Origin of the sequence: Parasedimentitalea psychrophila, assembly GCF_030285785.1 — a bacterium.
GTDB classification, from domain to species: Bacteria; Pseudomonadota; Alphaproteobacteria; order Rhodobacterales; family Rhodobacteraceae; genus Parasedimentitalea; species Parasedimentitalea psychrophila.
The window spans coordinates 2793961-2819393 of the sequence record NZ_CP127247.1; the positions used below are offsets into that span (position 1 = coordinate 2793961).

The 25433-nt window shown below is 53.3% G+C and carries 24 protein-coding genes; 18 read left to right on the forward strand and 6 right to left on the reverse strand.

Annotated features, from left to right (window positions below; translation table 11 throughout):
- The first annotated feature begins 70 nt into the window (after nucleotides 1-70).
- Both QPJ95_RS13620 and QPJ95_RS13625 read left to right on the forward strand, forming a co-directional pair.
- Complete coding sequence (locus QPJ95_RS13620; RefSeq protein WP_270920715.1) at nucleotides 71-1027, forward strand: hypothetical protein; 957 nt, start codon at nucleotides 71-73, stop codon at nucleotides 1025-1027.
- Complete coding sequence (locus QPJ95_RS13625; RefSeq protein ID WP_270920716.1) at nucleotides 909-1892, forward strand: NAD-dependent epimerase/dehydratase family protein; 984 nt, start codon at nucleotides 909-911, stop codon at nucleotides 1890-1892. The genes QPJ95_RS13620 and QPJ95_RS13625 overlap by 119 nt, the downstream gene beginning before the upstream one ends.
- A gap of 526 nt (nucleotides 1893-2418) precedes the next feature.
- Here the strand turns inward: QPJ95_RS13625 and QPJ95_RS13630 are convergent.
- Nucleotides 2419-3312: a LysR family transcriptional regulator gene (locus tag QPJ95_RS13630; protein WP_270920717.1), complete on the reverse strand. Its 894-nt coding sequence runs from the start codon at nucleotides 3310-3312 to the stop codon at nucleotides 2419-2421.
- Nucleotides 3313-3403: 91 nt separating this feature from the next.
- Between QPJ95_RS13630 and QPJ95_RS13635 the strand changes: the two genes are divergently transcribed.
- The 5 genes from QPJ95_RS13635 (at nucleotide 3404) to QPJ95_RS13655 (ending at nucleotide 9098) form a co-directional block, all read left to right on the forward strand.
- Nucleotides 3404-4195 carry a HalD/BesD family halogenase gene (locus QPJ95_RS13635; protein ID WP_270920718.1) on the forward strand — a complete coding sequence of 264 codons (792 nt, stop codon included), beginning with the start codon at nucleotides 3404-3406 and terminating at the stop codon, nucleotides 4193-4195.
- 106 nt (nucleotides 4196-4301) lie between these two features.
- Nucleotides 4302-5561 (forward strand): M24 family metallopeptidase, encoded by a 1260-nt coding sequence (locus tag QPJ95_RS13640; RefSeq protein WP_270920719.1) that lies wholly within the window; start codon nucleotides 4302-4304, stop codon nucleotides 5559-5561.
- A 45-nt stretch (nucleotides 5562-5606) separates the two neighbouring features.
- Nucleotides 5607-7106, forward strand: a complete 1500-nt coding sequence (locus QPJ95_RS13645) for an aromatic amino acid lyase (protein WP_270920720.1) — start codon at nucleotides 5607-5609, stop codon at nucleotides 7104-7106.
- Between the two features lie 985 nt (nucleotides 7107-8091).
- The gene (locus tag QPJ95_RS13650) at nucleotides 8092-8604 is read left to right on the forward strand and encodes an ankyrin repeat domain-containing protein (RefSeq protein WP_286018118.1); all 513 of its coding nucleotides are present in this window, start codon (nucleotides 8092-8094) and stop codon (nucleotides 8602-8604) included.
- A 14-nt stretch (nucleotides 8605-8618) separates the two neighbouring features.
- Nucleotides 8619-9098 (forward strand): YHS domain-containing (seleno)protein, encoded by a 480-nt coding sequence (locus tag QPJ95_RS13655; RefSeq protein ID WP_270920722.1) that lies wholly within the window; start codon nucleotides 8619-8621, stop codon nucleotides 9096-9098.
- Between the two features lie 7 nt (nucleotides 9099-9105).
- On the opposite strand, the gene QPJ95_RS13660 is transcribed toward QPJ95_RS13655, so the two are convergent.
- On the reverse strand, nucleotides 9106-11313 hold the full coding sequence (locus tag QPJ95_RS13660) for an adenylate/guanylate cyclase domain-containing protein (RefSeq protein ID WP_270920723.1): 2208 nt from the start codon (nucleotides 11311-11313) through the stop codon (nucleotides 9106-9108).
- A gap of 763 nt (nucleotides 11314-12076) precedes the next feature.
- On the opposite strand from QPJ95_RS13660, the gene QPJ95_RS13665 reads away from it, so the two are divergent.
- Nucleotides 12077-12994: a sulfotransferase domain-containing protein gene (locus QPJ95_RS13665; protein ID WP_270920724.1), complete on the forward strand. Its 918-nt coding sequence runs from the start codon at nucleotides 12077-12079 to the stop codon at nucleotides 12992-12994.
- Nucleotides 12995-13699: 705 nt separating this feature from the next.
- Here QPJ95_RS13665 and QPJ95_RS13670 read toward each other — a convergent pair.
- Nucleotides 13700-14734, reverse strand: coding sequence for an IS110 family RNA-guided transposase (locus tag QPJ95_RS13670; protein WP_270920725.1), 1035 nt, complete (start codon nucleotides 14732-14734; stop codon nucleotides 13700-13702).
- Nucleotides 14735-15413: 679 nt separating this feature from the next.
- Between QPJ95_RS13670 and QPJ95_RS13675 the strand changes: the two genes are divergently transcribed.
- The 6 genes from QPJ95_RS13675 (at nucleotide 15414) to QPJ95_RS13700 (ending at nucleotide 18359) form a co-directional block, all read left to right on the forward strand.
- Nucleotides 15414-16019 (forward strand): hypothetical protein, encoded by a 606-nt coding sequence (locus QPJ95_RS13675; RefSeq protein ID WP_270920726.1) that lies wholly within the window; start codon nucleotides 15414-15416, stop codon nucleotides 16017-16019.
- A gap of 144 nt (nucleotides 16020-16163) precedes the next feature.
- Nucleotides 16164-16301 carry a hypothetical protein gene (locus tag QPJ95_RS13680; protein ID WP_270920727.1) on the forward strand — a complete coding sequence of 46 codons (138 nt, stop codon included), beginning with the start codon at nucleotides 16164-16166 and terminating at the stop codon, nucleotides 16299-16301.
- Between the two features lie 30 nt (nucleotides 16302-16331).
- Complete coding sequence (locus QPJ95_RS13685) at nucleotides 16332-16523, forward strand: hypothetical protein (protein ID WP_270920728.1); 192 nt, start codon at nucleotides 16332-16334, stop codon at nucleotides 16521-16523.
- Nucleotides 16520-17548, forward strand: coding sequence for a site-specific integrase (locus QPJ95_RS13690; protein WP_286018119.1), 1029 nt, complete (start codon nucleotides 16520-16522; stop codon nucleotides 17546-17548). Before QPJ95_RS13685 ends, QPJ95_RS13690 begins: the two co-directional genes overlap by 4 nt.
- A gap of 434 nt (nucleotides 17549-17982) precedes the next feature.
- The gene (locus tag QPJ95_RS13695) at nucleotides 17983-18114 is read left to right on the forward strand and encodes a hypothetical protein (RefSeq protein WP_270921279.1); all 132 of its coding nucleotides are present in this window, start codon (nucleotides 17983-17985) and stop codon (nucleotides 18112-18114) included.
- Nucleotides 18111-18359: a hypothetical protein gene (locus QPJ95_RS13700; protein WP_270921280.1), complete on the forward strand. Its 249-nt coding sequence runs from the start codon at nucleotides 18111-18113 to the stop codon at nucleotides 18357-18359. Before QPJ95_RS13695 ends, QPJ95_RS13700 begins: the two co-directional genes overlap by 4 nt.
- A gap of 773 nt (nucleotides 18360-19132) precedes the next feature.
- On the opposite strand, the gene QPJ95_RS13705 is transcribed toward QPJ95_RS13700, so the two are convergent.
- The gene (locus QPJ95_RS13705) at nucleotides 19133-19267 is read right to left on the reverse strand and encodes a hypothetical protein (protein WP_270921281.1); all 135 of its coding nucleotides are present in this window, start codon (nucleotides 19265-19267) and stop codon (nucleotides 19133-19135) included.
- Between the two features lie 156 nt (nucleotides 19268-19423).
- On the opposite strand from QPJ95_RS13705, the gene QPJ95_RS13710 reads away from it, so the two are divergent.
- Complete coding sequence (locus QPJ95_RS13710) at nucleotides 19424-20233, forward strand: class I SAM-dependent methyltransferase (RefSeq protein ID WP_286018120.1); 810 nt, start codon at nucleotides 19424-19426, stop codon at nucleotides 20231-20233.
- A gap of 256 nt (nucleotides 20234-20489) precedes the next feature.
- Here QPJ95_RS13710 and QPJ95_RS13715 read toward each other — a convergent pair whose 3' ends face one another.
- Nucleotides 20490-21122: a tyrosine-type recombinase/integrase gene (locus QPJ95_RS13715; RefSeq protein ID WP_270921194.1), complete on the reverse strand. Its 633-nt coding sequence runs from the start codon at nucleotides 21120-21122 to the stop codon at nucleotides 20490-20492.
- 396 nt (nucleotides 21123-21518) lie between these two features.
- Nucleotides 21519-22166, reverse strand: coding sequence for a helix-turn-helix transcriptional regulator (locus tag QPJ95_RS13720; RefSeq protein WP_270921193.1), 648 nt, complete (start codon nucleotides 22164-22166; stop codon nucleotides 21519-21521).
- A gap of 124 nt (nucleotides 22167-22290) precedes the next feature.
- On the opposite strand from QPJ95_RS13720, the gene QPJ95_RS13725 reads away from it, so the two are divergent.
- The 3 genes from QPJ95_RS13725 (at nucleotide 22291) to QPJ95_RS13735 (ending at nucleotide 25274) form a co-directional block, all read left to right on the forward strand.
- Nucleotides 22291-23355 carry a DMT family transporter gene (locus QPJ95_RS13725; RefSeq protein ID WP_270921192.1) on the forward strand — a complete coding sequence of 355 codons (1065 nt, stop codon included), beginning with the start codon at nucleotides 22291-22293 and terminating at the stop codon, nucleotides 23353-23355.
- Between the two features lie 24 nt (nucleotides 23356-23379).
- Nucleotides 23380-23931: a pyridoxamine 5'-phosphate oxidase family protein gene (locus tag QPJ95_RS13730; RefSeq protein ID WP_270921191.1), complete on the forward strand. Its 552-nt coding sequence runs from the start codon at nucleotides 23380-23382 to the stop codon at nucleotides 23929-23931.
- Between the two features lie 374 nt (nucleotides 23932-24305).
- Nucleotides 24306-25274 carry an adenylate/guanylate cyclase domain-containing protein gene (locus QPJ95_RS13735; RefSeq protein ID WP_270921190.1) on the forward strand — a complete coding sequence of 323 codons (969 nt, stop codon included), beginning with the start codon at nucleotides 24306-24308 and terminating at the stop codon, nucleotides 25272-25274.
- Nucleotides 25275-25433 lie beyond the last annotated feature (159 nt).

The window sequence follows — 25433 nt, forward strand, 5'->3', positions numbered from 1 at the left end:
GTTGAAACAGCGGCACTAATGCAGTTACATGCACACGATCTAACCCAAGATAAATATGTGGGCTAAATTAATGAAAATCCAGTTTGTTTCTATTATTCGTGAATTCGAATTACTTGACCCTTCTCTGCATGATCAACAAAGCCTGATTTTTGACAGCTACACCCATGATCCCGAGCATGGTACTACAAAATTTTTGCGGTCAATGGATGCATCCCAAACACCTTGGATAGACAGTACTGTGGTGATGGATGACACGATCAATATCGGCAGCGGAGAGGATCCTCGAGCCTTTTATTGGAATGGCAGCCCATGTGCTAGCGCCGCGACATACAATCCCGGCCATGGATTTATCAACAAAATTTACATAAAAAATCTAGATAAGTGGTTTATTCTAATACCTCCTTCGAACATCAAGGCAGGAAAAAACTGGTCGCCATTCGTTTATAATGACGAGTTGCATTTTGTGCATCAATTTTCGCCGTTCAGGGTTCTGAAAGCTAGATTTCCATCGGATCGCGACGGGTTTATCATATTGGATAACGTGGCCGAGCATAACGTATATGCCCCGGTTTCGCATGATGGATTCTCGGTATTCCGGGGGGGAAGCAACGGAATACAGATCGGCGATGTGATTATCGGGGTTGGCCACACCAACAAGCGAAAGAAGCGTCGGTCAAATAGCATTACCCACAGACCATTCCTATTTGTGTACAGTCCCGGAAAAAACCTGACTTATTATTCGTTCGAATATGATTTTCCAGAAAATACCAATATAGTCGATCCAACTAGTCTATATGAAAAAGACGGCACAATTTATTTAGTGACCAGTGAAACAGAATACACTTGGGATATTGTGGGACAAAAATGCAAAACATGTTTATACACTTTAGATTTCACCGGAGGGTTTCATGAAGACGGCATTGGTTCTGGGGGCCGGCGGCTTCATTGGTGGTCACATGGTAAATCGCCTGAAATCGGAAGGTTTTTGGGTGCGTGGTGTCGATCTGTTGTATCCCGCATTCGGTGAGACCCGCGCCGACGAATTTGTCATTGGAGACCTGCGTGAACAGCATGTCACAAACCCGTTATTTGATCGCCAGTTCGACGAAGTATATCAATTTGCTGCGGATATGGGCGGTGCCGGTTATCTGTTCACTGGCGAAAATGATGCGGATATTATGCATAACTCCGCAATAATAAATCTCAATATCGTGAAGTGCGCTAAAGACCGAGGCGTTAACAATGTTTTCTATTCCTCTTCAGCCTGCGTCTATCCTGAACGCAATCAGGAGGATCCAAATAATCCGATTTGCTCGGAGGATAGTGTTTATCCCGCCGATCCCGATAGCGAATATGGCTGGGAAAAGCTGTTTTCAGAGCGCATGTATTCAAACTTCAACCGTCAGCACGGGATGAACTGCAAAGTCGCAAGATTTCATAACATATTCGGACCTTTCGGCGCGTGGCGCGGAGGAAAAGAAAAGGCACCGGCAGCAATTTGCCGGAAAGTCGCTGAAGCAAATGATGGAACAAATATTGAGATATGGGGGGACGGTCTTCAGACACGTTCTTTTCTATATGTCGATGAGTGTATCGAGGGATCGATAAAACTGATGCGCTCCGATTTCTCCGGTCCAGTGAATGTGGGGTCGAAAGAGATGATATCCATAAACGATCTCGCAAAGATGGTTATCGAGATTTCCGGCAAGAGTTTGTCATTAAGCAACATCACTGGACCAGAAGGCGTAAGAGGGCGGACATCTGACAACCGGTTGATTTTTGAAAAACTAAACTGGCAACCTGGTGCTTCGCTAAGAACAGGCATGGAAAAAACGTATGAATGGATCGCACGCCAAGTTGAGGCGGCGACTGCGGAACTTCCAAACAATTGATCGGACGGATCACATATGATCAAGACGGTGAGTGACGGACACATAGCGCATGAATGGCCGCCTTCAGTAAGCCGCAGTGCAGAAAGCACAATCAACGCGTAAGTCGGCAAAGGGCCGTTCGAGCCCTGCCTGGGCGTTGAGTGACCCGACTTTGCAAGGTACACAACCTGCGCATTGCTGCCATTGGTGACAAACACGCCTAACGGCAGCTGTCAGCCCTTCTACGACATTCGTGCTGAGTGCAGCATAACGCGGTATATCGAGCACAAAGGGCGGATTCCGGTCATTCGCTGCAGTCAGCTCGAACGGCTGCATGCACAGGAAACTGACTTTGAAAACTGTAAGAGCTGCCCTTCTCAGACGGTCGAGCCCCTTCCAGGATAGACTACAAAGCTGCCGTTCGGAGCTCCTGCGGGTATCTGGGATCCCTTGAGCATTTTGGCAAACTACTCCGCCGTTGGACATCCATGATCAAACCACCGTGTTGCCTGCCTGAAGTCGCCATTTCCTGCGGAAGGGCAAAAGTTTAATTCAGACCAAGGTATTCCAAGAACAAGCGGATTGCCGGGGTTTCCGCTCGTGCATTTGGAAAGACGCAAACGTAGTCTTTTTTCATCGGCAGGGTGACCTTGGAAGGTGAAATCAATGAACCGGAAGCAATATCAGAGTTTACAAGAATTGAGGGTGCAAGAGCGATACCGGCTTCTTGTTTTGCAGCCGAAATTGCTAGCGATGTGTCACTGAGGACTAACCCCGGACTGGAGAGGGCGACCCCACCGGTTCCCGCTTCGCGACGCCAGTCCATCCAGACTGGTTCGCTGGCGTAACTCGGGCCCCATTTGTTATGAATAAGCTTGGCATCGGGAACATTAGTCAGCATTCCTTCAGGGTCGGAGTACTGCGCCCAAAACGAAGGCGCACAGATCGGAACTGCAAAGTCGGAAAACAAGGGGATTTGGCGATATCCGGGGTAGAATGCAGAACCAAATGTCAGGCGAACATCAATCGCTTCCCGCTCGAAATCGATTGGGTCTTCCTGAACACGAATGTCAAGGGACACTCCGGTCTTATCTCTGAAGCTTAAAGCCTTTGGGAGGAACCAGAGCTCAGACAAGGCGGGGAGTACACTGACGACCAATTGGCGGGTGCGTTTGTTGCTGCGCACGATCTGGGTCGCTTCGGAAAGCTCGCCAAAGGCGCGTGCAAGTTTCGGGTACATTTCCTCTCCGGCATCGGTCAGAGAAATACGGTTTCCTTTGCGCAAGAATAGCTTTTTGCCCAGGTGATCTTCGAGACTTTTGACCTGCAAACTGACGGCTGCAGAACTGACGCCAAGTTCATTGCCTGCCAGCACAAAACTGCCGCATCTGGCTGCAACTTCAAAGGCTCGCAATCCGTTCAGGGAAGGTAGGTTCTGCATGTATACCCTAATTTTTCTTATGATACCCAATAATTGATCTGGTTGTGATCGTCCAGCACATGCGTTCAATGGAGGCAACGGAGGATGCGACATGAACCAGTTTATTGATCTTGAAAAATACCCATTGGACCGCCCGGAAAGCGCGGAATATGCGGAACTGGTTGAAAAGTGTCAGGCTGACCTTGCCAGTGACGGAATGTTCAACCTGCCGGGTTTTTTGAAGCCCGGTGTGGCGCAGGCCGCAGCGGATGCTGCCAAACCGGCAATGGACACTGATTCATTCAGGCATGCTCGGCGTCACAATGTCTATTTCAGAGACACAGTGCCGGGTATCACCGATGATCACCCGGCAATGAAAAAAGTTGAGACCGTGAATCACACTCTGTGCGCCGACCAGTTGGCAGGCAACCCGGTGATTGATGTCTATGAATGGGCACCTTTTGCGGCGTTTCTGGCGGCAACCAAGGGCAAGGAAAAACTATATCAGATGGCCGACAAGATGGCGTGCGTGAACGTGCAGGCTACCCGTGACGGCGAGGGTTTGAACTGGCACTTTGACCGGTCGGAATTCACTACGACGATTCTGCTTCAGGCTTCGCAAGCTGGTGGGCAGCTAGAGTTTCGCAAAGACCTGCGATCGGCGGATGATCAGAACTTTGACGGTGTTGCGGCTGTGTTGGCCGGAGAAGACCCGGAAACCAAACAGTTAATGCCCGAACCAGGTGCGCTGAATGTTTTTCGAGGTGTAAATACACCACATCGCGTGGTGCCAGTCGAAGGGCCAACCGACCGGGTGATTGCAATCTTTTCCTACTATGAACGGCCCGGTGTGGGTTTTTCAGCCGAGGAACAGCAGGGATTTTATGGGCGCTCTGTCGCCTGACGCCTTTCAATCTCCTTTCGGGTTTTTCGGACGAAGGGGTCACACAACATTATGACGTGCTCGCCCCTTTCGGGTGGCAGCCGATTCCTCACTACAGGATGCCACAATGACTCAATCCCAGAGTGTCTTCAAAGATGATCGTAAGCTGACGTATTTGAACAGCGAAGGCGCAGATAAGCCGCTGATTAGCCCCGTTCCCAGGGCGACGTTGGACAAGGCACGCGCTTACCGTTTGGGTCGCCTTCGGGAGCAAATGGTGGCGCATGATGTGGGGGGGCTTTTGCTCTATGATCCCATCAACATCCGCTATGCATTCGACAGCTCAAACATGCAGGTCTGGACCGGCCACAATCCTGTACGGTATGCTCTGATCCTCGCTGACGGACCGGCGATCTTATGGGAGTTCAAGGGCTGCGAACATTTGAATGACGGCCTGGACGGTATTGATGAAATCCGCACTGCAGTCTCGTGGATGTTCATGACTAAGGGCGATAAGGCGCCGACTGGCGTCAATATATGGGCTGACGAAATTGCTGACGTTTTACGCCAATATGGTGGCGGAAACACGCGCCTTGCCGCGGACAAACTGGATGGCCCAGGCCTGCATTCTCTAGAAAACCGTGGTTTCACCTTTGTTGAGGGGGCCGAGCTTACGGAACGGGCCCGGTCTATCAAATCAGTGGAAGAAGTCGAACTAATGCGCTGGACTATCCGCGTCTGCGAAGCGGGGATGGCGCGGATCTACGAACACTCTGTCCCCGGCGCTACCGAACGTGAACTCTGGGCCCATCTTCACTTTGAAAACGCCCGGTCCGGCGGCGACTGGTTGGAAACCAAGCTGTTGGCCTGCGGGTCAAACACCAACCCCTGGTACACTGAGTGCTCTGATCGCATCTGTCAGAAAGGGGAAATGATATCCTTCGACACTGACATGATCGGCCCTTACGGCTATTGCGCCGACCTGTCGCGCAGCTGGACCTGTGGCTATACGCCGATGAACAATACGCAAAAACGGATATATTCAACGGCGCTGGAGCAAATCAATCACAACCTGACAATCCTAAGACCGGGGATGAGCTTTGCCGAGTACAACGACAAAAGCTGGCGCATCCCGGAAAAACACGCCGATTACCGCTATTCTCTTGCGGTTCACGGGGTTGGAATGGCAGACGAATGGCCGGTAATTCCCCTGCATGTTGACTTTGACGACACCGCAACGTCGGGGCGGATCGAACCGGGCATGGTGTTATGTGTTGAAAGCCTTGTCGCCGAGCAGGGATCGGAAAGCGTTAAACTGGAAACGCAGGTTTTGATAACTGACTCCGGTTATGAACGGTTGGACAGCTTTCCATGGGAGGCCATCTGATCTGGTGGTTTTTTGCGCGTTACAATCCTGTATTGAAAGCAAGCCATGGCCAAATATTCCCTCCTGCCTTCCAGCGATCCAATTGTGCTGAACGGGGTATCGCTGACCTGTGCAGACCTTGTGGGGGCGGCACAACAGAAATCAAAAGTGACGTTTACGGAAGAATCCAGGGAACGGATTCAAAAAGGTCGCGAGGTCGTGCAAGGCATCGTGGCCAGCGGCGTCCCTGGCTATGGGATTTCCACGGGGGTCGGATCGCAGAAGGATTTCAAGGTTTCTGCAGGCGGAGTGCAGGACTATAATCGCCGGCTGGCTCGGGCACATGCGACCCATGTCGGCGGTGCGGTGCTGCCAAAAAGTCGAGTGCGGGCTGCTTTGATCATCCTAGTCAATGAGTTTTCGCTTGGATTGTCTGGCGTTTCGGAACCGTTGGTTCAACTGCTCACTGACCAAATCAACGGCGCAATAATGCCCGAGGTGTCGTCATATGGGACGGTTGGTGCCGCCGATCTAATACCGATGTCACAGATTGCGAATTGGCTGCAAAGCACGCCGGAAGCGCAGGAACTTGGTATCCCAGGACCAAAAGAGACACTGTCTCTGATCAATACCAACGCGATCACCCTGGCCACCGGTGCCGAAGTACTGATGGAAGCGCGCGACATTCTGGAGTTGGCTAATCTATCCGTCGCATTTTCGCTTGAGGCGTTCCGCGGTAATCTTGATTCAATTTCTGAATCAGTGAATCTTGCGCATCGGCGTCGCGGGCAGGCGCAGGTTAGCGCGGATGTGCGCCACCTTCTGCGGAACAGCAAGCTCTGGAACGTTGGCCAAGCACGGCGCATTCAGGACCCGCTGAGTTTCCGCTGCGCATCACAGATCCAAGGTGCTCTTAGCGAGTTACTCGACCGGGCAGTTGAGATCTGGGACCAAGAGTTGAATTCCGTTACAGACAATCCGATTGTTGATACCGCTGATCAATGCGTTCGCTCTCATGGCAATATGGATTCCACGCGCATGACCTTGGCCATAGATGGGTTGCGACAGGCGTTTGCCAAAACCCTGGATATCGCTGGCGAGCGTTTACACAAGCAACAATGGACAGAATTTTCCGGACTGCCAACGGGCTTCGCTGAGGCGAATAGCCCGCTGGGTGGCGTTCAGTTCCTGAACCTTGGTCATTTGGCGGCGTCCCTCATCACATCCGCCAAGATATGGGCCGCGCCTTCGCTGCTCTTGTCTGTCGGCCAACTGGCAGACGGAGTGGAAGACACAGCAGGCCATGCGTTACATTCGGTTGCTGACTTTGAACGTATCCTTGAAGCCGCCCGCCTGATTTTATCCATTGAGATTATAGTATCGATCTGGGCTATCAACAAACGTGACCTGCCAACGTCAACATTGGGTGAAGGTCTTCGGGGCCACGCCGCTCAAATCACCCCGTTGTTGCCAATCGGAACTGAGGGAATGGACGTGTTTTCAATCGAACCGATTGTTGAAATTCTTCGTTCCCCCAGTCAGCACTGGAATTTCACATCTAAATAAATGGGCAACAATGCGACAGTTTCAAAAAGGAATCTCATCCGATAACTAATTCGATTTTCCGATACTGGTGCGGGATGACTGCCAAGCCCGAGACAGAGCAAACAACGCGGTGTGCGGAAGTGTAAGAGATGCCTGCTTTGAAGCTTAGAGGGATTGGACCGTCTGCCCGAGGCAAGGACCTAGAAACAATCTACTCCATTTTGTTTTGGGCTGTGAGCTGCCGTTAGACGGGTTTGTCACGAAAGTCCGTTCAAGGCCGTTCGCGACATGTCGGCGCGTCCTGGGAGCCGACTTTGCAAAGGTCAATAACTGCGCTTAGCTGCCGTTGGTGCAGATCTCAGCGAAGGTCCGTAACCCGCCCTTAGTGACGAAATGTGCAGGGCGCAGAAATCAGGCCACTTCCTCTCCCCTCAAGGTCACTAACGGCCCTAACCGGACCTTGGCGCACAATGCGTCTAACGGCGGCTCCCAGCCCTTCTACGACATTCGTGCCGGGTGCAGCATGACGCGGCATATGGGGCACTAAGGGCGGTAAGGAGCCATTCGCTGCGGTCAACTCCAAGGGCTGCTATTAGCAGATTGAGACCTTTGTAGACTGTCTCGAATGGCCCAGAGCCACCAAATAAAGAACGCGAAGTAATTTTTCACTTCGAGCCCTTTGCAGTAGCGTCATTGGCACTGATCAAGCCCCGTTTTAGGCTAGGGCACAGGCTAATTTTGGCACCATGGGAGGTGGAGATAATGGCTAGACGAGAGCCATAGCGCATCCAAAACACTAACGATTCCGACGTCGGAAATATTCACCAGCATCTGCGAGCAAAAGGCAGGTCAAGCCGGAGCCGTCGAAGAATCGATGTAGGATTGTTACAATTCGTGGTATGGTAAACGCGGAGGGCCTTTCATGTTACGCGTTGGCCTATCGACCTTTGCTCTAATTCTGATAACCGGTTTTGCTGAAGCCGGTGCGCTCTATGATGCGGCAAAGATGGGTGATCTGGGATCTGTCGAACATCTCCTCTCGGCTGGTGAGAATGTTGACGCATTAGGCCCAAACAAGGAAACGCCCCTAACTGCAGCCACGCTGCGCGGCGATGTCGAAATTGCCGAAGTTCTAATTAACCGTGGTGCCAATGTAATGGCGCGCAACACTGGCGGGTTCACACCTTTGCATGCCGCTGCCTATGCTGGAAGTGCGAAAGTCGCGGAGCTATTGCTAGCCAACGGCGCTGGTCTTGAAGACATCCGGAATGTTTCTGGCGCGACACCCTTGATCGTAGCGGCAGAGGAAAACAGGGTGGATGTTGCTCGGCTGCTGATCGCGCGCGGTGCAAATGTAAGTGTTTTGGACAGAGATGGATTTTCTGCGCTGACCGGGGCATGGTCAAAAAATCGGTTTGAGATGGTGCGATTGCTAAAGCAGAACGGCGCGATCTGCCAACCTACCGAGGTGCTGGGCACAGATGAATATTACAGGAAATGCGTTGAATATGGCAAATAGCAGGAGGGTTGAAAATGTACGCTTTTCTCCGATTTTGGTGCACAATGCTGGTGGTGCTCGGTGGCCCGGCTTTTGCGGCCGACCCGGTAAACACCGGCCTTTTTGGCGGGGTGGCGATAAAGGGGTATGACACGGTCGCGTACTTTTCTGAGGGCAGGGCAATGAAAGGTTTGGAAGAGTTCTCGCACAACTGGCTCGGCACGCCGTGGCATTTCGCCAATGCAAAGCATCGCGACATGTTTGTAGAAGAACCCGGCAAGTACGCGCCGCAATATGGCGGTTACTGTACCCTTGGTGTTGGTCTGGACGGGCACGCCGCCGAAAACATCGATCCTGAAACTTCCTGGCGGATCATCGATGACAAGCTCTATTTCGTCTACGCTGCGGAATATGTTGGTGAGCTTGATGGGCCCTCACGGGACGAATGGCTGGCAAAAGCCGAGGCCAATTGGCCTGAAGTGAAAGCGCGTGTAGAACAGGAACTGAACAACTGAAACAGGATCAGTCGACCGGCGAGAAGTGGAAGACTTTTGTCGCGTTGACGTAGGTGTACATGTACTCCCCCTCGACCAAAGGGGCGGCGTGGCGATAAATCGGACCACAGACGGTTCGACCGAGTGACAATGATTCGACACGTTCGCACAACATGTCGCCCGAAACGGTCACTTCACCCGTTGCGATGTAAGCGTTTGTACGGAATGCCAACGAACCATCTGCACCGATCTGCGTAACACCGGGGCCGATCCCTTCGACATTGCCCTGCCATATGCGCCCGAATGTAACGTGCCTGATTTCATCTGCGGTCAGGGGCTCGCGGATTCCGGCATCGAAGCCCCATGGCCATTTTTGTAATCCACCCATGGTGAGTGCGCCAAGAAATTTCTTCAAATCTTCCGCTCTGCGGAGATGTCCAAACTTCATCCGGTATAGTTCCACGGACATGTTTGCTTCTAGACGTTCCGCCTCTGCCGCTGCGTCGCGGGCAAGTTCTATGCGATCTGCCAATGTGTAGGCCGCAACGAGATAGGCGTAGATTTCATCGACATTCGGTGCTGCGTCGCGAGCCTGTTCGAGTATGCTGACCGCACGTTCTGGCTGGCCATTTAGCATGAAGGCTAAACTGGCGTCGAGGCGGGTTCCGTTGGGAAGGTTTGGGTTCAGCTTCTGTGCGGTTTCGATGGCCGCAACCGCGTCGGCAGGGCGGCCGCTGAAGGTATGCACAAGGTTCAGTGCAGCATGAGCTTCCGCCTCGTTCGGCCCCAAAGCTACAGCCCGTTCAGCAGATATTAGAGCATCCTCATAGCGACCGTCGATTACCTGCAATTCTGCGAGCACAGAAAAGGTCAAGGAGAGTCCTGCGTCGATCTCCAGCGCTTTGCTAGCATGTTCATAGGCTCGCTTGCGAGCAACCGGAAAGGCCAATACATCGTCATAGTTACTACGCATGACATAAGCCTCGGTCCTTGCTGTCGCGGCAAAAGCCCGAGCAAATTCAGGGTCGAGTTCCGTCGACTTTGCGAAGAGAGCCAATGCCTCGTGTAGCTGTGGACGAAAGCCAGTCCGCGCTGCATGTTCGGCGCGTAAATAATAGTCGTAGGCTTCGAGGTTTTGAGTTGGCAGGCGTTGGAGACGCTTCTGCTCAGTCAGTGAAAGCCGGACTGACAGGGTTTCGACAATGTGGCGGATCACCTCGTCTTGCACCGCAAAAATATCAGAAGCGTTGCGGTCAATCCGGTCAGCCCAAAGGCTGTCGCCTGTTTGACTATCAATCAACTGGGCATTGATGCGGATACGATCACCGGCGCGGCGCACACTACCCTCGAGCACGTAGCGGACGCCAAGCTTGCGCCCCACTTCACGAATGTCGACTGGTTGATCTTTCAGGGTGAACGCCGTGTTGCGGGCGATAACCAGCAGACCGGAGATCCCCGAGAGATCCGTAATCAGGTCGTCCGTCAATCCGTCTGCGAAATAGTCGTCGTCGGCATCAGCGCTCAGGTTGTGGAATGGAAGCACCGCAAGCGAAGGCCGATCCGCGGGTGCTTGAGTCTCTTGAGGGGGTAGCGGCGAAGAGGTCGGTTGCCAAGGCTGAGACCAGAGCACAAGTCCCGCCACCATGACAGCAATCCCACCACCGCCGAACTTGAGCCACTGCATCATGGGCCATGGCGTGCGCGGCGGTTCGCCGACGGTATTCTGCATGGCTACGCGATAGACGTCGATGGGGTCGGGGATATTCTTGACCAGATGCTCGCCCATCGCCTCGAACGGGTGATCGACCTTTCCGCGCGTATATTCGAAAACTGCGCGCGAAACACAGATGCCGCCGGGGTGTGCCAGCGACTCGAGCCGGGAGGCGACATTTACTCCGTCGCCATAAATGTCTCCCTCCTCCACGATCACGTCACCAACATTGACGCCGATGCGAAACAGAATTCGTTGATCGGCCTGAACCTCGGTTTGGCGTTTCGCGACGCCCTCCTGAATTGCGATGGCACAGGAAACGGCATCGACCACGCTGGGAAATTCGATAAGGGCACCATCGCCCATCAGCTTAATAATGTGCCCGTTGTGACTGGCGACAGTAGGCTCGACTAAGTTATTGCGTTCAGCCCGCAACCTTATGTAGGTGTCCGCTTCGTCCTTCGCCATCAGACCGCTGTAGCCGACAACGTCAATGGTAAGAATGGCTGTGAGGCGGCGCTCCATTTTCCCTCGCTGATTGCGACAAAAGTTACACTTGTCTAAAACACTACAGCAGAATTGGCTCAATTATGCGATGGCCCGTGCGCTCATTTCCTGTCGATCCTGATCATAGGTTCGGCATCATCCGATAAATCGTAGTTGCTAATCGGCGAACGAAGATTATTGGTGGACCAACCTTGAGCTTCGGCCAAAGTGCGTTGTGTTTCGCAAGCAGCCATTCGCTGCGCCGTCCACGAAAGTCGGGTATGGGCCGTTAGCAACCGTGATGGACGAGTGAAAGGGCCCAATTGCTGCACCATGCACATTTCGTCACTAAGGGCGGGTTCCGGACCTTCGCTGCGGTCAACTCCAACGGCAGCAATGCGCAGTTATTGACCTTTGCAAAGTCGGCCCCCAAGACGCGCCGACATGTCGCGAACGGCCCATAGCCGCCGCTGGCCAGCCGATCTGGTGCCGCGCTGCAGCTTCACCAGACCTGCCATTCGTGTGCTATGCAGCATTTTTGAAAAGCGAGAGACCGACATGCGGACATTGCTGGCATTTGCAGACCCGGCCAATGCTCGAACAGCAATCCTCCAGAGTCGGCGGCAACCGACAAGCCGCGGCGCAGAATGAACGGCAAAAACAACCAAACCAGAGCCTACGCAATGAAACTGCCCACTTGTTTTGAAAACCCTGACGTCGAGCAGGGCTAGGCATCAGTCCAATTTAAGTTTTGCCAAAAAAGAGAAAAAGATTGATCTTGGAGCTAGGAGGCTTTTTTTCAATGAACAAGAACCGATCTTCACTGCCCACCACAACCGATGAAATGGACGCCCTTTTTGCAAAGGTATTTAGGGAAGAAAGTACGAATTTGGGCATGGCCTTTCAGTCGCGCCCTACCGACATAATCATTGCTCCCTTCGCCAAATGTGGCACAACCTGGTTGCAGCAGATTGCCCACGGCTTGCGGACACGGGGCAGTATGGACTTTGAAGAGATCAGTAATGTAACGCCGTGGATCGAGCTCGCTTTCGAACTTGGCATCGATCTGGACGCGGCTCAATTGGCCGAACCGCGGGTCTTTAAGAGCCATCTCAGTTGGCGGGATGTCCCCAAGAACGCACGCTATATTGTCTCATTCCGCGATCCATCGGATGCATTCATATCAGTCTACCGATTTTTCGAAGGCTTTATGTTTGAGCCGGGCACGATTGATATGGACACGTTCTTTCGGTGGCGCAACCCGCCTGCCGAGATGGGCGAGCGCGGATATTGGCACCACTTGGCTTCATGGTGGGAGCAGCGAGATAATCCCGATGTCCTGCTGCTGTGTTACGAAGATATGCTGGCAGACTTTCCTGGCACAGTGCGGCGTGTTGCGGCGTTCATGGACATCCCGCTTGATGACGAGCTGTTCGCCCGTGTGGTGCACCAAGCCTCGCGGCGGTTCATGTTGGAGCATAAAAGTCAGTTTGATGAGGCCCCCTTTCGGCGCCTGATTTCTCAGCGGACAGGTTTGCCTGTTGATACGGATGCCTCCAAGGTCACGCCCGGCGCACGCGACGACCCGAAATATCATCTTGCAGCAACACACCAACAGAAGCTGGAGGAATTTTGGCAGGCGCAACTGTCCAACCGTTTCGGTCTGGAAATCTACGAAGATCTAAGGCATGCCATTCGAGCTCTACACCAAACTGGATAAACCCAACGATGGCAAGTTCTCCTAGGATACGGCCCATCGGGCGGTCTGCTTCGTGCTATGACCATGCAGATTGCGCATCCGCAGCGAATTTTCCTCCTGCGAAAGTCGGTGTCGTATTACTGGCAATTCTGCTTTAGTCTTCGAGCCGCCTTGCGGCGGTGCAGAGAATTACGCCGTTTCAGGGTTGCCTGAATGTCGGTTCCCGACGTCTCGGCATAGTTGGTTCGCGCTTGCGGAGAAAGTCAGCAATCCGCCCTTCCTGCTCCAGACGTCCCCCATGCTGCACCCGGCACGAATGTCGTGGAAGGGCTGGGAACAGCCATTAGACGGGTTTGGCACGAACGGCAGGTCAGGGCCGTTCACGTCCTATCAGGGCGAGCCGCGGCCAGACTTTGCAAAGGTGACTATCTGCGCATAGCCGCCGATGGTGGTGATCGCGTCTAATGGCTGCTTCTCTAATTGGGTGTTTGGGTCAAGCTCATTTTCCTTCTTCCTTTTGGGCCATAGTCACTCATCCGGGTCACGCTTCTCTCCGCAGTCTGGTTGATGCCATGTTGGCACCGCTGCACGCATATGTCGGATCGGCAGTGGAGAGCCTTGCTCTCAGACGCGCTTCACGTTGCGTAGCAGACATTTTCGGCTTCTTCCACGAACCTCGTCCGGTGAGGGACGACCCCGTTAGGATTGGGTGGTTAGCGTTTTTGCTCATACCTTGCCTCCCACCTGGTCCTGACGGAATTCCGTGCCGTCTATCCACATGCGATGCAGTAGAACTGCGAGCTTGCGTGCAACCGCGACAACAGCTCTGCGGCGACCTTTTGTGCGCATCAGCCGCATACCCCAAGATTTGGTCTGAGACCCGGCCATTGTTCGTATGAGCAAAGCGTTGGCGGCTGCGTACAACGTTGCTCGGACATCCCGGTCGCCCGCTTTTGATATACGGCCGGGATTGTCGTGCTCACCCGACTGATATCGTCTCGGCGTCAGGCCAAAATGTGCGCCAACAGTCCGTGACTTCTTGAAGCGCGTCGGATCATCGACAGCGGCTTTGAAGGTCAAAGACGCAATTGGCCCAACGCCTGGAACGGTCATCATCCGCATGCAAACTTCATCACGGCTGGCGGCCCGTTTGACCCGTCGATCCAGCTCCAGAAAATGCTGATACAAAACCACACGTGCATCCAAGAGCGGCACCAAAGCATGAGCCAGAACATCATCCATCTCGATCAAGGCCCGGACGACGCCATCAAAACTGCCGTGCTTCACGGTCTTGGGCAGGCGAATGCCAAATATCTTCAATAACCCGCGCACCTCATTGGCCAAATCCATTGTCTTCTTCAGCAATGCCTTACGTGTGCTGAGCAAGGCACGGACACCATGGGCCTCTCGGCTCTTCATATGCACCGGGCTAAACCAGCCGGTACGCAGAACCTGGGCGATCCCGCGTGCGTCGTTCTTATCTGTCTTGTTGCGCATCGCTGACAGCGCGGCATTGACTTGCCGTGCCTCCATGCAAACGACTTCGAAGCCTTCTGCTTCCAAACCGAAGTACAGGTGTTGGCTCATGGTGCCCGCTTCAAAGCCGCTCCGTTCAATCGGATGCGGGAAGTCGGCGAGGCACTCAGCAATATCCTTGATCTCGCAAGGCAGTTCGCGCTCGAACAGCGTCGTTCCCTTACTATCAACAATGCAAAGCGCACAGGATCGTAGCGAAACGTCTAATCCGGCAAAATACTCCATATTCTATCTCCCTTGTTCACAAGCCACCTTGTGATCTTATCGGGAGCTCGACCTCAGAACAGAGGGGGCCCAATTACGCATGCTCCCAGCCCTTCTACGACATTCGTGCTGGGTGCAGCATGACGCGACGTCTGAAGCTGGAAGGGCGGATTTCGGACCTTCTCTGCAGGCGCGAGCCAAGAATGCGAAAACTCAGTAAGCCGACTTTCAGACAAACACGAAGCGGGGTTCTTTTCTGCGGTGCGGAAGACGGCTCTGGAGCCCATTTCGACCAATGCTTCTGCCGTAGAAATTCGTCAATAGGGTAGGACTTCGAACGTTCGCAGCGCATTGTTCGAATGGCTGCACTACGCAGGCCAACACCCATGTTGACGACGGCAAGAACGGCAACGCTTCCTCGGTGCTGGGCATTATGAGCGCCCGCACTTCATGGCTATGTCAATGGCAGCATGCCCAAGCGGATCCACACGCCCGCAGGCACTGTCGCGGTACAGGTTCCCAAGATCTCCGGTCATCAGGACGCCGTCTTATTCCTGCAATCTCTTGAACGCGGTCGTTGGTCTGTGCACGTAGTGATGCCCGCGATCTGCTTGCATGAGCGTTTGCTGTTCCAGTGGAAATACAGTTTGACTTTTGGTTTTCAGAAACATAAAACCAATCAAAGCAAAATGGTGATATTATGGCCTCCTTATCCGAACTGAACGCGGCGCTCTCATGTGCATTGAATGAAGACTACTCGACAGTTGCGCAATATAGCAGAAGGCTGATTGATGCCGGGTTTCTTCCCAAGAGCAAGGGGAGGGCAATCGCTGACGCGCGTGTTGGTGATGTCATCAAGCTCTTAGTTGCAGTGGGAGCACGGCCAAAGTTAGCAGATACGGCACGTTTTGTTGAGGAATACCTTTGCCTGACAGGGGATGGCGTTCCTGAAACAGCGCCAGAGAAATTAAGAGAAACGACGTTCGAACGTATGCTTTATACGTTGCTGATGGTGATTGCCCCGCACGGAAAGCTGAAACCAGAAATCGAAAATCACCGCCAGCGTGAGCGCAAGCTTACTTATGAGATAAACCTGACATGGCCAGAAATCTTAGTTTACGAAAACGGACACATTGTCGAAGCTTTCAAGAACGAAGGTTTGCCCGGTCATTGGAATGGTGATCACAAGCGAACATTTACGTTTTCGGCCAATTTATTTGACGAGTTCGATGACTTTGATTTTCAGATTGAGGAGCTTTTTTGGAAGACGTTTCCAGATGAGTCAGACTGGAGCCTGATCAAATAACACACCCAAAATGGGTGTCGAAATTGGAGCCACACCGTGAGGTGGCGTGACCTCAGCGACGTATCCAACCGGCCAGCGCGGGAATAAGTTTGGCGACCTACCCGCGCTGGCCTTCCACCCCAACTCCTGATGAAAGGAACTAAGATGCTTCCTAATAACCTGCGGGACCTAAAAGAGTCACGCGGCAAGAACATTGCCGAAATGAATGCCATCGATGGCAAGGCCGCGGGGGACAGCCGCGACTTGTCGGGCGAAGAACGTATCTTTCACCCCTCAATATGATCGCGTTGGACCAGCAGGAGAGCTGTAATAATGGCAAATTCTAGCCCTTTGACTATGGCCAGAAATACCGTGGTCGCTCTCCTTCGGGAGGCGCGCGAAGCTGGATGGGCCCAGGCAAAATTCGAGATCAAGCCTGACGGCAGCGTGACTGTCGATGCAGGAATGACGACCCAAGAAGGTGGTGACGATTTTCTGGCGAGTGATTTGAGGATGGGAAAATGACCAAGAAAGGCTTGCCCAAGTACGTCTACGCTGATCGGGGCTATGTCAGGTTTATCCGCCGGTCACGGGGGCAATCGGTGATGATAAAAGAGGAATTTGGCACTCTCGAATTCTGGGACCATTACAACCGGCTGTTGAAAGGCCGCGAGCCGATATCGTCAAAGCGCAACTTTGAAACGCTGGCGCTGAGTTACTTTGAGAGTGACGCGTACAAAAAGCTCAAGCCGCGCACCAAATCTGATTACCGGAAATACATCGAACATATCCGCAAAATCTGGGGTAGAAAAGACCCCCGGAAGATTGAGACACAGCATATCTATGAGCTGCACCGTGCCAATGCTGACCACTGGCGGCAGGCGAACTATCTGGTTCAAGTCATGGTGATCTTGATGAACCATGCCCGCTTGATCGGCTATCTCAAAAAGGAACACGGAAACCCGGCCAAAGGTATTCCGCTTTTCAAACAGAAAAGTGAGGGCTGGGAGCCTTGGCCTGATGATGTGCGGCAAGAGTTCGAGGCAGTGGCGTCGCCCCGCGCACTGCTGGTCTACGAGTTGTGCATCGGCACAGGACAGCGGATTGGCGACGTGGTGGCTATCCGTTGGGATCACATAAAAGACGGCGCCTATGACTTCACTCAGGGCAAGACTGACAAGCCCATGCGGATTCCGCTTACCGACCGGCTTAAGGCCTATTTGGGCACCGTCTCCAAAGAGGGCCTGACGATCATTACTGGCAAACATGGCTGCCCGGTGCAGTATCGGACTGTCGCCGAGGAAATGCGCAAGATCAAATCGAAGATGAAGCATCCGGACGCTGCAACATTCGTCACGCACGGGCTGCGCAAGAACGCAACCATCGAGCTTTATCAGTCAGGTTGCGACGATGAGATGGTGAAAGCCGTCACCGGGCATTCTGGCGTTGAGATGCTGAAGAAATATGGGGGAGCGATTAGGCAACGTGAACTGGCGACGCGTGCACAAGAGGCGCGAAATCGCATGGAACGGAACAAGACCAGAACGTGAAAGTTTCAACGCTTGTTTCAAAATTCAGGTAGTAGGAGTGAGGTCATGACGCAAGTCATTGAAAAGATTGGAGGCGAGTACGAGAATCGAACTCGTGTACACGGATTTGCAATCCCTCTGACGGCTTTGAAAACAAAGCGAAAGAGTGTAAACGCACCCCTTTGGGGGGTGTTCGGAAATCAAATACTTACGATGCACGTGTAAACGCTGAGAGGCGGAACTGCGCAAAGAAAAACACCGGGGCAGCGGCAACTGCACCCGGCGTCAATCAAGATAAGAAAACACCTAGTTTTCGCCGCAATAACATCCCAAAGCACCGCCGCAACGCAATGTCTTTGTATGCCAAGGACAGCCATAAGCGGGTGGCAAAGGGGCTGGGCTTTGCCCTCACCTTGGGCACAGAGTCCGCGTGGCACGACCTTACGATAATCATGATGGCTCGCCTGACTGACGCCGAGCGTGCCTCGCTGGCCTTTGCCACTCTCAACAGCCTGTCAGAAAAACACGCCTATATGACTGCCTCCGCTGCCCTGTTCGGCACGCTGTATGGGGAGGCCTCACAGTGAGCAAACTCCGCCCCCTTGAAGAACTTCTGTTCCACATGCGGACCATGGCCCGCAGCAGCAATGAATGGGAAGCTAAATTTGCCCGTTCGATCCTGAGACAGGCCAAACAGTCCGCTTGGTCCCCCTCTGACAAACAACAGCAGATCATGCGGCGCATGGTGTCCGAGATGTTCACACATAGCGGCGCTGACACCAGCTACGACATTGGCCTGATCGACAGGGGAGACCGGCACGACGCCGCCTGAAACAACTCCGTTTCGGATGGTCGGTTAACGGTGGCATTCGAGACGTAGTGGCGAACCATGGGACGGGGCAAACGCCAAGGGCAGTTCGAAAGACCGAAGCCCGCCCCCCGGCATACACAGTGTCCTTCTGTGTCGGAAAGTAGCGGTCAACTTAACCGGCGAGGACATGCGCACAGGTTGGGGCTCAAAGCGAAGGGTCGGCTCCGTTGAGCAGATCAATATCGCCCAGAGCATAGAGACAGCTCCAGCCAATGGCTGGGGACTGTCGTTCTATGCTCTTTGCTCCGGGTCTCACCATTGAGCAGGGGCAATGACAGATAGGTAGGGGCTGCGGAACAAGGTCTGCGCCGGTAACCTTGAGGGGGGGAGGGTCAAAAGTCCAGAATTTTGCTTGGCTCTAGACCCGTCTCCCTCTCACGCGGAGATTTTTTTCTTGAGTGACGATAATTTGGCCTGTTCGGCGACGTAATGGGGCTTGCCCTGCGGTAAGAAAGCTCGATCCGAATATCGAATAATTTTGAATACTCATTAAAATCAATATGTTGAATTGCTTAAACTGATTGATCTGGCGTGTCTCTAATGTTTTGCACTGCCCTCAAGCAACTCTGAGATGGCAATACTTTTCAAAACTCATGAGCGGTGACGTGCAATGGGACCAACTTGTGTCCCGGCGGTTTTAAGCGATGTTGGAGCAAGCAGAGCCGGGCAGTGTTGACCCGCTGAAAGAGTATTGTTTCCTCGCTGGAGTTAGCGAAGGTACCAGGCATCCTCAATCAGGTCCAAGCGGCGCGAACGGCCCAGACCGGCCATTGACGGGACATCACGTCGCCGCCGCGCAGCTTTCCCAGAACGGCCATTCGATCATCGCGCAGCATTTTTATCAGTCGGATGACGGCAGTGTGGACCAAGCCGACATCCACCTTTTGGCGGGACTACCAGACACCTGCGTACCCAGTTTGGCTTGACGGTAATAGAAATAGGTCGCGTCCGTGATACGAGCTAATGTGTAGTGTGTAGGCTGGAATGATCAGTTGCGTGGGCAATATCAATTTGGAGATAGTACATTGGAATCGAACTCATCGAATTTTTCGGCTTCCAGCGGCAGTGGCTACGAATTGCAAATGGGGCGTTTTAGTCGCTTGCTAGCACCAAAGTTCCTAGATCTCATTGAGTTTGAGGATAGCAGCAATATTCTCGATGCCGGATGCGGTACAGGCGCACTGACATCAGAAATATTGCGCCGCACCGAAACCGCAGACATTACCGGTGTCGACATCTCTGAGGCTTATGTTGAATACGCCGCACGGCAAATTTCAGACCTACGTGTTTCGTTCGAAGTTGCTGACCTGAAGGCTCTTCCAATGCCGGATGAAACATTCGATCATGTTGTGTCTCAACTCGCCTTAAATTTCGTTCCAAACACGAGCGTGGCGATATCCGAGATCTCGCGTACTTTGAAGGTGGGCGGCCGTCTTGCGGTAGCCATTTGGGATGTAAGAGGAGGCCTAGTGTTCAATCGCCTCTTTCTGGACACAGCTTCAATGCTGGACCCTGAGGCCAACGAACTTAGAAAAAAGAACTTCACGCGACCGCTTACGCGACCCGGCCATCTGGAAGATGCTTTGAAGTCAGCGGACTTTGCCAAAGTTCAGATCGGTGAAATCCACATCCGAACTGAATTCGCATCTTTCGAAGACTATTGGAGGCCGTTCGACGGGAAAGACGGCCCAATTCCATCCTACCTTTCGAAGAGACCCGCCGAACTGAAAAAACAGATAAAGGATGCCGTGCGAGATGCCTATCTAGATGGCGAAGCTGATGGACTTCGCTCTTATGTTGCAACAGCATGGGTAGCAACGGGGCGACGGCAATAGCGAACTTCATAGTCTGCTTTGGGCTCGGAGTCGCCTTGCGGCGGCGCAGAACAAGAACCGGTTTCGAGGTCACCTGAATGTCGGCTGCCGACATGGTGTCTTGAATGGCTCGCGTCTGCAACGAAAGTCCGGAATCCGCCCTTCTAGTTGAAATGTGCATGGTGCGGCATTAGTCTCAAATGAAGCACAGTCCAGTAGTTCGCTGCAGTGTACATGAAAGTCCTGAGCGGGCCGACCGTGAAATCGGCCCAACTTGCTAGATTTCAACTGCTTCAGATATTGCCAGAGCGTCTTCCAGCTCAACACCGAGGTATCTGACTGTGCTGTCCATCTTTGTGTGGCCAAGCAAAAGCTGAACCGCACGTAGGTTGCCGGTCTTCTTGTAGATTTGCGAAACCTTGGTTCGGCGCATCGAATGCGTTCCGTAACCGCTTGGCTCAAGCCCTATGGATTTGACCCATTCACGAACCAGCCGCGCATATTGGCGTGTCGAGATATGCAAGCGTTCGTGGAACCGCCCCAGCCACAAATATTCGGACCCTGTCATCAAGGGTTCGTCCATCCAGCGTAGGAGCGATTTGCGCGTACCCTCTGTTACTTCAAATCGAACTGGCTTTTGGGTTTTACTCTGGATGACCGACGCGCGTTCCTTGACTTGTCCAGCCGCAAATACGTCAGCGACTTTCAGGCAAACCAGGTCACATCCTCGAAGTTTGCTGTCGATGGCCAGGTTGAAGAGCGCAAGGTCACGATGATTGTCCGCGATCTCCAGGCGTACGTGGATCGCCCAGACGTGTTTCGGCAGAAGCGGCTGCTTTTGTCCAACAATGCGCCCCCTATTCCATGCCGGGCGGCAGGAACGAATGGCAGGTAAGTTTGGTATTTGCATGATGGTTTCTCCTATCCACCACACCCATCCGCATCGACAACCCGATGTTGACACAGCAGTCTACCACGTGCCGGAGGGAGGCGCAGAGTAAGCTCGGGGCGAGCCCAAAACCGGATACTGCACCATACACTTTTCGACGAGAAGGGCGGAGAGTCGACCTTCGCTGCGGTATGCTCCAGCGGCAGCTATGCGCAGATTGCGACCTTTGCAAATTCTGGCCGCGGCTCGCCCTGATAGGACGCGAACGGCCCACTGCGGACCTTCGATCAAGCCGCAGCTAATGGCAGCAGGGAGCCCACTTTGACCAATGCTGCGTTCTTCATGAACGGCAGCTAACTCACGAGACGGCCAAACAGCTAGAGTTCGTGTGCCCACAACATTTCTCTCATTGCCGCCCTACAGCCAGCTCGCATAGTCTTTGATCCATTCTTGCCTAAGCCTGTCACCCTCGCCGATGAACCCCTCATTCAACTCTTCATATTCGCTCACCCTGTCGGGGCGGAAATGACGCAGATCTTTTCTGAGTTCACACCATGCGGCAATAACGATGGCTTCGGAATGATAAGCAATTGCGATGGGCCAGATCGTCCTGCGTGTCTCAACGCCTTCCGCATTGCGGTAATAGATGCGAAGCTTCCGATCCTCCCGGATTGCTTTGCGAACGGTCGTGAGATCAATAATCTCAGGTTCTTCGACCCCCCAAGTGGAAGCAAACACCGTTTCACTCAGCCGCGTCGAGTCAGCCAATTTTTGGGCGGCAGACCGCGCCGCACGGTTCAAACCCCGGTCCCCGGTGCGGGCAATCAGGGCCAATCCGACTGTAATGGCCTCAGCCTCCTCGACGTCAAAGTTGATTGGTGGGAGGTCATACCCGGATCGCATGACGTAGCCCACACCGGCTTCACCCTCGACAGGCACTCGCATGGCCTGCAACGCTGCAATATCTCGATAGACGGTGCGCTTGGTAACCTCCAGTTCTTCGGCGATTTGCTGTGCCGTTCGTGGTCTCTTGGCGTTCCGCAAGATTTGGATGATCTCAAACATGCGCGTTGATCGGCCCAATGCACGTCTCCTCTTTCAAATTACCGATCCTTAGCACATCGCTGCTGACCATATGGTGTCAGCAGTGTCTTGGTAGGACTTCTCCAAATCAAATCGAGAAAGCGCCATGAAACACATTCCTGAAACAAAGCTCTTTGCCAATACCACAGTCCAAGACACAGGATCGGATATCAAACGCGGCGTCTTGCTGGTGGGTCTGTCGGCTTTGGCTTTCAGTACGGCTGGAATATTCACAAAATCGGTCGCTGCGAATGCTTGGGATGTCATCTTTTGGCGTGGCTTAAGCGGGATTGCATTCACGCTTGTGTTCTTGCTGGCGAGAGCCGGATTCAAAGATGAGCTTCGCCGGTTTGACGCACCAGCACTCCTTGCTACGATCCTGATGGCGTCCGGGACTGCGGCATTCATTCCGGCCTTCAAGCTGACCAGCGTTGCGAATGTCTCGCTGATCTGGGCCACGTCACCCTTTGTTGGTGCAATTTTTGCTTGGGCATTTATCAAAGAAATACCATCAGCAAGAGTCTTGACTTGTAGCGTTCTTGCTCTGGTTGGAGTCGCCATCACAGTGCACGGCTCTTTCGCCGCTGGTAACATCACCGGGGATATGTTGGCTCTATGGATGACCTTGATGATGGCTGGCACAATGGTGGTTTATAGAGCGCATCCCGACACACCAACCAAGCTTCCTGCGGCACTCTCAGCCCTCATTCTGTTTCCGTTTGCATTGTTTGCTTCTGAACCGGCACAAGTGTCAGGCGTGGAAATTGGCGTCCTCATCAGCTTTGGATTGGTGTTTGCCACGGCATCGGTTTTGCTGGCGGAAGGGGCGCGCTTGATACCATCAGCACAGGCCGCATTGGTAAGTGCGCTTGAAACGCCACTGGCACCCATCTGGGCCATACTCATTCTTTCTGAATGGCCCTCTGTAGCAACGATTGTGGGTGGCGCGATCATCATAGCCGCCGTTGTCTTTTCGCAAATAGCCCCGCGAGTTGTGAACCGATCTTGTAAAATCCGGTCAGCGAGATCGCGAGCCAACACAGCAGCCTTCCTGAGGTTGAACGACCACCTACGGCTGGACATAGGGATCGACGATGAGCACAGCAGGGTCAAGACAAACTGGCAGGATCCGCTGGAGATTGAGACACGCAGACTGAGCCAACGGCTCTGAACACATCAAGAGAGGAAATACGCCATGGGCATAAAAACAAACAGGCTAACCAAGTCGTTCCGGAAATTCATCGAAGATCAGATCATGTTTTTTGTCGCGACTGCGGCGCCGGAGGGCCGCGTCAACGTCTCCCCAAAGGGGTTGGATTCGCTGCGGATACTTTCAGATCAAAAGATCGTCTGGCTAAGCCTTACCGGAAGCGGAAACGAAACTGCCGCGCATGTGCTGCAAAACCCGCGCATGACGTTGATGTTCTGCGCCTTTACCGGAGATCACTTGATCTTGCGCACCTACGGCAATGCCACGGTTATCCATCCACATGATACTGAGTGGGAGGAACACTACGCCCTGTTCTCCGACTTTGCAGGTGCGCGTAATATATACGTTCTCGACATCGATCTGGTCACGACATCCTGTGGGAGCGGCGTTCCAGAAATGTCAGTAGTTCGAAGCCGGGGCGAAACCGATCTGGAGCCCTGGTACGCCGACATGGGGCCAGAAAAGGTGCAAGAATTCTGGAGAAAGAAAAACCTAATGAGTCTAGATGATCATCCAACCGGTATTTTCAAGAAGTGACGTTATTGGCCAGCCTGAAAGCCGCCATCTGCGCGCGCGCAGCGAATTGGCGCTTTGTCCGCTCAGCAAGCATTGGTGTGACGCGCAGCGAACTTCCGCAATCCGCCCTTAGTGACGAAATGTGCATGGTGCAGCAATTGGGCCCTTTCACTCGCCCATCTCGGTCACTAACGGCCCACTGGGACCTTCGGTCAAGCCGCAGCTAATGGCAGCAAGGAGCCCATTTTGGACGATGCGTCCAGTCCGACTCAATACAAACCTCTTGATCGGAGCAACACTCTTCGGCAGCATTGGTCTGACGATGTTGTATTGTGGAGATGTCGGTTGAAAGAACTACGGCGCAGAACTCTGGGCAGCTTCCCGGGCAGGTCAAGATGATCCGTTCGTCACCTGAACTGCTGGCAGTTTCAAGGCGGTGGTATGAGATACTCAGAACCAAAAAGAACACCGACGAATTGCGGGATTTTCTATCGACGGCCAATGAATTGCGGTTCATTGGAACGGGTGAAGGCGAGTTCTGGAACGGCCGCGCAGTTCGCGATGGGGTCAGCGGCTTTTTCGCAGAGATCCCAGCACCGGAAGTGTTTGAAGAGCTCGAGGCGGAAGCCTTCGAAAACGGTGAAACCGGTTGGTCATCCTTTGTTCATAGGATTCAGTTTGTCGGCTTTACCGATGCGGTTTTCTATCGGACCGTCCTGATTTTCGTTCTGGAGGGCGCAGCGTGGAAAATAGTCAACCGCCATGCTTCCGTGGCGACCCCCAACATTGAGCTTGTGGGAAAGGAACAGTTGGCGATCCAGCAACTGATTGATGCCGCGCGGGAAGATGGACCGGAACTGATCCTGACCGAAGGTTTAGCCTCGGTCCTTTTCACTGACGTAGAGGGCAGTACCGCATTGGCGGAATCATTAGGCGACCAGCGCTGGTCGGTAATGATCGATAACCATTTCCAAATTTTGGCGGACATTATCCAGAAACATCGCGGCCAGTTCGTCAAATCCTTAGGAGACGGAACGTTGTCAATCTTTCCATCTGCGAACGAAGCGCTTACGGCTGCAGTCGAGATGCAGACAGCCGTTGCATCTGCATCCGAAGAACCGCACTTAGGTCTGCGCATCGGAATTCACACCGGCGATGTTGTGCAGTCTCGTGGTGATTTTTTCGGTACCGTGGTCAATAAGTCCTCACGCATAACGACCACAGGCGTTGCAGGCGAAATCCTGGTATCGGATGCTACTCGAGCGATGATCGGCGGAAAGACTACATTCTGTTTTGCCGACACTGATCCCAAACAGCTCAAAGGCCTCAAAGGGCAACACATTCTTTATCGGCTTAAGTGGTAGCACAAAGTACTCGGCTAGCCAGATGTCAAATCGCAATCGACCGATGTCGCAGCTTCGTCCGCTCAGCAGACGTCGGTGCAGATCGCAGCGAAGGTCCGCTTCCCGCGGCGGTTTCAACGGGTCGACGCAACACTTTAGTCTTTATGGAAAGACGGAGTG